Raw genomic sequence first — 6,910 nt, 5'->3', positions numbered from 1 at the left:
ATCAAAAAGCATTATGTTAACCCTACTCAAATTCCAAGAGATTTATTCTCGCTTCCAATCCAGCGGTTTACGTGTTCGTGATTTTTGCCAGAACGAAGGTCTTCATGAGTCCAAGTTCTACTATTGGCAGAAGAAACTCCACTCTTGCAGTAATGAGAAGAGCGATTTCATTCCCCTTGTTTTTAATCGTCCCGTCCCTTTACCTGTTGCCAGTCGTGATTTACCTCCTCTGCCCCCTTCTTCTCTTTCACCTACCGCTTCCTGCTATCCCTGCGAGATTGTTTATCCCTGTGGAACAGTTCTACGTTTGTCCGCTGCTGCCGATATCGAGCTATTACGCAAATTACTTCCCTTAACTCTCTGACATTTATGTTTAACCTCAATGATTCCCTGCGCTATTATCTTTATCCCTTTCCAGCGGATATGCGTAAAAGTTTCTATACCCTAAGCGGCATCGTCAGTGACCTGATGGGCCAAGACGTTCGTAGTGGAGACGTCTTTATCTTTATCAACCGTAGCCTTACCAGTATGAAGCTTCTTCACATGGAGCATGGAGGACTGGTCATCTACCACTTAAAATTGGAAGCCGGCTCATTCAAACTACCCATATTCGATGACCAATGCCGTACTTTCCCCACCAACTGGCGGGATTTAATGCTCATGGTTCAAGGTATTGATGTCGAAAAATGTCAAAAGCGAAAGCGCTTTGAATTCTCTGCCGGCAATGGTTAATTTATGAGTCACTTATTTTCTGATATCCAGCATTATAGCTATCTTTACAGCAGTAAACGATAGCGATATAAATGGAAGAGAAAGCCCAGCCAAGTGCCGATTTATTAGAAGTCCTTTTAGAGCGATGCGACCTTCAATATCAGGAGATCCAGAGACTCAAAGGACAGCTATCCGAAGGCGTAGATGTAGGTTCTTTGAGGTCTTCCTATGAACATACTATTGCTTCTCAACAAGACAAAATTTTATCCCTGGAAAAACAGGTGGCTTATCTGAGCCGTCGTATCTGGGGGCACTCCAGCGAACGCTTCATAAAAGCAGATCCCCTTCAGCGCAAATTAGATTTTGAGGGTTTGGAACTTTTACCTGAGGAAGAAGAGCAAGCCCGCCAGGCAGAAGTAGAAATTGGTACTTATAAAAATCGCGTAGTTCAACGCCAGGAAAAACGCCATCCTGTTCGCAAGCCCTTATCTGAGACTCTTCCCCGGGTAGAGGAACATATCTATCCTGAACATACGGACCTGTCAGCCTGCACGGAGTTGCCACCGGAAATCACAGAAATATTAGAGTTTGAACCTGGTAAATGTTTTGTTCGCAGAATCATCCGGCATAAATATGTCTTCAAAGACAAAGAAGTACAAGAGGATGGTTTCATCCTGACTCCTGAACTTCCTGTACTTCCTCTGGCTAAGAGTTACGCAGGTGCCAGTTTGCTTGCCGAGCTGATGGTGGGAAAATATGTCGATCATCTTCCCTTTTATCGTCAAATACAGATGTTTGGCCGGTTAGGCGTCACTCTTGCGCCTGCCACGATCAATGACTGGTTCAAAGGAACGGCTGATTTACTCAGGCCGATGTATTACCGGCTTAGAGAACTGGTGTTGGAAAGTGACTACATACAGGTAGATGAAAGCACGTTGCCGGTAGTGAACGAAGAAAAGCATAAAACGGTCAAAGGGTATATCTGGCTGGTCCGATCGGTTATGCGGGACCTGGTATTCTTCCACTACGACCAGGGTTCCCGGGCACAAAAAGTAGTGATCCCCTTACTCAAGGACTTCCGCGGGGCTTTGCAGACAGACGGTTATGAGGTCTATAAAATGTATGAATACAAACAGGGCGTACTTCCCCTGGGATGTTGGGCGCATGCCAGAAGAAAATTTGAAGAGAGTTTAAAAGAAGATAAAGCCAGGGCGGAGTATGCGCTGGGACAAATCGGCATGCTCTATGATGTGGAGAGGATGGCTGATGGGGAACAATTATCGTTTCAGCAGCGAGCGGAACTGCGTGCCCGCCTGTCGTATCCGTTGATGGTGGCTTTTGAAAAATGGCTGGTAAATGAGTATCCTAAGGTTTTGCCCAAAGGTCGGATCGGCAGAGCCATCAAATATACCTATGAAATTTATCATAGACTTACGCGCTATCACTTGGATGGAAGGTATAAAATGGATAATAACCTGGCAGAAAACAGTATCCGACCACTAGCATTGGGGAGAAAAAACTATTTATTCTGTGGGAATCATCAGGCAGCAGAGGACGCGGCAGTGATGTACTCATTGCTGGGATGTTGCAAGGCGGCAAAAGTGGATTACAGAAAATGGCTCGTATATGTACTCAGCAATATACATGCTTATGATAAGGACTACACGAAAGATCTGGCGGAGTTATTACCACATAACTGGAATCCGGAAAATCTCTGAACGTCTACGAAACGACTCCGAATGTTTTAGGAGTTTTTGAAAGATAATCAATAGAAATACAAAGAAAGACGGGGTTAACCGAATACTTACTTTTCACTTAATTACCAATAATGGTGTATCAGAATGAAATATCATTTTCCGTGCAATTCCAGGATTAAATAAGCGAGAGAAAATATTCCGTTTATACGATGTTAGTGCTATAATATCAATTTCATGTTCTTTAATATAATGATCCAAACTGTTTAGAAAATCATCATTTAGAACTACATCATATTGAATTTCAAGATTTGGATATTGTTTTTGAAAATATTCTTTAATCCCGGCAAGTTTTATTTTATCCCAGGTATCTTTCGAGTTCTTTTCTTCAGATAAATGGATTAATGATATTGAAAACTTAAACGGCTTCATTGAGTTGATGAATCCATCGAATGATATAAGATCTCTTTGGTCGAAAGTGGTAATGAAGGCAACTCTTTTTGCTACGATAAAATCTATCAATAATGTATTTTCGGGAATAGCCAATACAGTAGTTCTACTACGATCAATCACTTCAGCAGTAACACTTCCAATTAAATCGATATCCTTTTGGTTTTTACCACGGGTACCCATAACTATAAGCTCCGGTTGGTTATCTTTAGCATATCTTAGAATTTCTTCTTCAGGAATTCCTTCCCGTAGTATGCACGAGAATTTAATTTCAGGAAATTCTTTAGATGTAATCTTCTCTTTGATTTTATCAGATAGTTTGTTTAGATCCGAATGAACTTTTTGCAGAATATTTTTCACGTTTTCATCGTCTGAAAATTGATAGCTGAAAACATCTCCATATGGTAATGATGAAGCATATATCGGAGTGAAATATACATGCAGTAATACAACTTCTGATCCTGTATTTTGTGCAATATTAAATCCTATTTGGCATGCTTTCATTGAATAATCAGAAAAATCTACAGGAATTAATATTATTTTCTTTTTCTTTTCATCGCTACCGCCGGGGGCCTTCTCTCCCACTACTTCTTCGGATAGCCAAGCGGAACTTTCTGTAATCTTTAATGCTTTGGGCAAATCGCTTTCTTTGATTCGGAGTCTTACACCTGATGAAACTACAGGTTGTATCAAGTTTACATTGTGGATGTATGTTTCAATGCCTTCATTTTCCAATACACTTTTCAGAATCTGAGCTTTTGAATACGTCAAAATAGCTAAAGTAACGAGTTTATCTTCCATAGCAAGTTTTATTAGTTTTAGGTAATAACATAAAAGAAATCCCAATTGTTTATTAGAGTGTACAATTGGGATTTTTATGGTTTTTATATATTAAACTTTTTCGGTAGCAACTTCTTCTGTTTGCATTTGGTTATTAACTTCATCTAATATGCTTAAAGCCCGGTCGAGCACTGTTGTATCATCAAGCATCACTAATCCTCCATCCGGACCGGGCTCGAGATGTATTCCAACGCTTTTCCCACTCTTAAAATTATGACCTCCAAAGAAGTTTCTAACTGTCTCTACATTAAGACCTAACTCATCTGCTATTCTATGCATGCTACCGGTTGGCAATGAATCTTTGATTTTACGGAGTTCATTGAAAGTTATCGTTCTCATGTCTCATAAATTTATGGTTAATACTAGTGTGATTTTTTACACGCTATAAACTTAATAAAAAAAAGAGATAAAACAAATTATTACCTCATCTTTTTAGGTTAAATGAAGCAAATCCCGTAGAAATCATATATTCATCTTTGGCCAATAAAAAAGCTTGTCTTTCAAAGAAAAACAAGCCCTAAGTTTTGTGTATTTTGTTTAAATTATTTCGATATCAGAACTGGATATCCAACCAACTTTACCATCTTCTATAGTTATCTCTTTCCAGCTATTCATTGAGTTGTCTTTTATTACAACTTTACTGCCTTCATGAAGAACAAATAGGCTTGTACCATTCTCATTTGGTGTACTCCGAATTGTAACACTTGGACTAATTATAATAGCTGTATTTCTGTTTGTCAATGTTTTCTTTTGGTATGAAGCAAACATATTGGTACAAACGGCAAACAGAAGGCATACAAGGCTACTAATAAAACCAACTTTCTTCATTGTGACTTGTTTTGAGAAAATGAAGAAATAGAGAGAAGCAATAAGTAGAATGAAAAATATAATTCCCCACCGTGCCCATGCATTGATGCTAATACTGTTGATCAATGATTTAGTCCAGCTAACGAAAAATATCTCGGGAACCGCGTCTATTTTATCTACAGTTTTACTTCTGGCGATTTCCAGATTGGCCCGGATATCTTCATTTCCTGGTTTGAGTAATAAAGCTCTCTCATAATTCAAAATAGCTCTTGCTATATCACCAGATTTATAGTAACTATTTCCCAAATTATAATATAATTCGGCAGACTCACCTTGTTGAAGCAGATTTTCATAAATTTGAATAGCAGTGCTATAGTCATTTTTAATGTATGCGCTATCTGCATCTGATTTTGTATCTGAATATGAGGTTTGAGTTACTTGCAAGGAATCAACAGTTAACGGTTCTATATTTAGGGAATCCTGTGCAAAACTGCTTATACAGATGAATATGCTATATATAGAAAAAAATATCTTCTTCATGATTCTGTTTGTTAATGTTTAATAGAGTTTTCCATTTTGCTGATTACTTCAAGGGCTGTTGAATATACTTTATCCATAGCCTGGTTTTCATCACCTGGAGCAAATCTAGCGAATTCACACTCATTTAGTGCATCAATAAAATCTTTTATAAGTTCTTTGTCCACACCATAGTTTGTTAGCTTCTCTTCTATATTATCTTTGGACAACTTAGAAACCGGAATATTCAGTTTATCACTAATATATCCCCAAAGAGCTTTCAGTACTTCATCGTAGAATGCATCTTTCTTGTTTTCAGATAATAGTTTACCAGCCAACTTCAAGCGTTTTACTGCTACTTTATTAGCTTTTTTAGTCCTTACCTTTGCTGTATTTCTATTCTCTGCCGCTTGTTTGCGGTGAAGAATTAAGAATATAATGAATGCAAGAGCCGGAATTATATAGAATAGCCAATATGACAATGAGCCATAGAAGAATTGCCCTTTGGGAGTTAGGTTGACATTATTTAATTTAATGAATCGTATATCTTCACCCAAAACTTTCAGTTCTTCTTTATTTGTATAGTTGGCGATAACCTGTTCTGCATTGCCTTCTCCCTTTTCTACATTAATCTCATATTCTTGGGTAGTAAGGGTTTTGTATGACTTCGATTTTACATCGAAATAACTGAAAGTAGCAGCCGGAATTTTAAATTTTCCAGAATGCCTTGGAATGGCCAGATATTCAATTACCCGGCTTCCGGTAAGGCCGTCTTTAGTTAATCTTGTTTGATTATCAATTTTAGGATCGAATGTTTCAAAGTCTTTAGGGAATTGAATTTCGGGATTGGAAATTAATTTTAAATTGCCGGTTCCGGAGACAACTATTCTTATGGTAATTGCATCGTTTGTTTTTACTTCCTGAGAATTAATCGATGAAGATATACTAAAATCTCCTACTCCACCTGAGAAGCCCGATGGTTTTCCTGATGGTAATGGATCTACGTTGATTGTTAACTTAGGAGTTGTGAGTGTTTTTTTAATTTCAACGTAATTACTACCTCCATTAAAAAAAGCGTCAAAAGGATCATCAACCCGTATGGGTTTCGCAACTACTGCATCAAAGCGGGTAGGCTCGATAACCAATTGACCTGTTTGTTGTGGGAACAGAACAAATTGTCTATATATCGTTGTATTATAGTTTCTTCCATTATAATGTTCCAATTGCCATCTTCTAGCTTGTGGAAGTTCAACTTCTTGCGAGTGAAAGCCTTTAAAATCAGTCCATTTTACATTTTCCAGTCCAACATCTACCAATGTATATATTTTATATGTCAGCAGAAAGGCCTCCTGTTCAAACACTTTAGTCCGTGTTGCTGTAGTTGTCACAAATAAGTCTTGATTGGATACTGATGTGCTGGAAGATGCAGAAGAAGGTTTTCCGGCGCTACCGGTTCTTCCTGTATTATTATTATTGCTTGAAGCAGCTTTATCTGCCGGCAATACTTTTATTTTAACCGCATTTGAGATCATCTGTTCACCATCCGCAATGATTGTTGCAGCCGGAATTGAGAAATCTCCTTCTTTATTTGCTACTAAAATATAAGTATATGTTATACTATTGGTAGATGTAATATTTCCATTAATTATCTGTGTACTACTTTGTTGAGAGCGGCTGGGGCCCATTAGTATATCAAATCCACTAATAGATCCTGGTGCTCTGAAGTCTTTGACTTTTTGTGTTGTAACAGTGTATGCAAGCCTAAATTGATCTCCTACCGCTACTACATCGGGTGCAGAAGCGGTGAAGGTAATGTCTTTAGCATAAATATTGCTTGTTATTATTAGACTTGTAAGCAAGAAAATAAGTTTTCTCATTTTTGTTTTATTTAA

General features: G+C 38.0%; 7 protein-coding genes. 3 read left to right on the top strand and 4 right to left on the bottom strand.

The window, feature by feature from the left end; translation table 11 throughout:
• The 3 genes from D0T87_RS24270 to D0T87_RS17185 all read left to right on the top strand — a co-directional run.
• On the top strand, positions 1-364 hold a 364-nt coding region (locus tag D0T87_RS24270), incomplete at its 5' end, for a hypothetical protein (RefSeq protein ID WP_203558718.1).
• A 5-nt stretch (positions 365-369) separates the two neighbouring features.
• Positions 370-732 carry an IS66 family insertion sequence element accessory protein TnpB gene (gene tnpB / locus D0T87_RS17190; RefSeq protein ID WP_163176359.1) on the top strand — a complete coding sequence of 121 codons (363 nt, stop codon included), beginning with the start codon at positions 370-372 and terminating at the stop codon, positions 730-732.
• A 71-nt stretch (positions 733-803) separates the two neighbouring features.
• A complete protein-coding gene (locus D0T87_RS17185) occupies positions 804-2,429 on the top strand; it encodes an IS66 family transposase (protein WP_163176358.1) in 1,626 nt (541 codons plus the stop codon).
• A gap of 93 nt (positions 2,430-2,522) precedes the next feature.
• On the opposite strand, the gene D0T87_RS17180 is transcribed toward D0T87_RS17185, so the two are convergent.
• The 4 genes from D0T87_RS17180 to D0T87_RS17165 form a co-directional block, all read right to left on the bottom strand.
• The gene (locus tag D0T87_RS17180) at positions 2,523-3,656 is read right to left on the bottom strand and encodes a universal stress protein (RefSeq protein WP_163176357.1); all 1,134 of its coding nucleotides are present in this window, start codon (positions 3,654-3,656) and stop codon (positions 2,523-2,525) included.
• 90 nt (positions 3,657-3,746) lie between these two features.
• On the bottom strand, positions 3,747-4,034 hold the full coding sequence (locus D0T87_RS17175; RefSeq protein ID WP_163176356.1) for a DNA-binding protein: 288 nt from the start codon (positions 4,032-4,034) through the stop codon (positions 3,747-3,749).
• A 198-nt stretch (positions 4,035-4,232) separates the two neighbouring features.
• On the bottom strand, positions 4,233-5,042 hold the full coding sequence (locus D0T87_RS17170; RefSeq protein WP_163176355.1) for a tetratricopeptide repeat protein: 810 nt from the start codon (positions 5,040-5,042) through the stop codon (positions 4,233-4,235).
• A gap of 11 nt (positions 5,043-5,053) precedes the next feature.
• Positions 5,054-6,895, bottom strand: a complete 1,842-nt coding sequence (locus tag D0T87_RS17165; RefSeq protein ID WP_163176354.1) for a BatD family protein — start codon at positions 6,893-6,895, stop codon at positions 5,054-5,056.
• Positions 6,896-6,910 lie beyond the last annotated feature (15 nt).

The organism is Bacteroides sp. 51 (genome assembly GCF_010500965.1).
GTDB lineage: Bacteria > Bacteroidota > Bacteroidia > Bacteroidales > Bacteroidaceae > Bacteroides.
The sequence above is the reverse complement of the archived record's forward strand: the minus strand, read 5'-3'. Positions and strand labels throughout refer to the sequence as shown.

Coding starts and splice junctions, on each gene's coding strand:
- tnpB (WP_163176359.1), top strand. CDS start 370: ATGTTTAACCTCAATGATTCCCTGCGCTATTATCTTTATCCCTTTCCA.
- D0T87_RS17185 (WP_163176358.1), top strand. CDS start 804: ATGGAAGAGAAAGCCCAGCCAAGTGCCGATTTATTAGAAGTCCTTTTA.
- D0T87_RS17180 (WP_163176357.1), bottom strand. CDS start 3,656: ATGGAAGATAAACTCGTTACTTTAGCTATTTTGACGTATTCAAAAGCT.
- D0T87_RS17175 (WP_163176356.1), bottom strand. CDS start 4,034: ATGAGAACGATAACTTTCAATGAACTCCGTAAAATCAAAGATTCATTG.
- D0T87_RS17170 (WP_163176355.1), bottom strand. CDS start 5,042: ATGAAGAAGATATTTTTTTCTATATATAGCATATTCATCTGTATAAGC.
- D0T87_RS17165 (WP_163176354.1), bottom strand. CDS start 6,895: ATGAGAAAACTTATTTTCTTGCTTACAAGTCTAATAATAACAAGCAAT.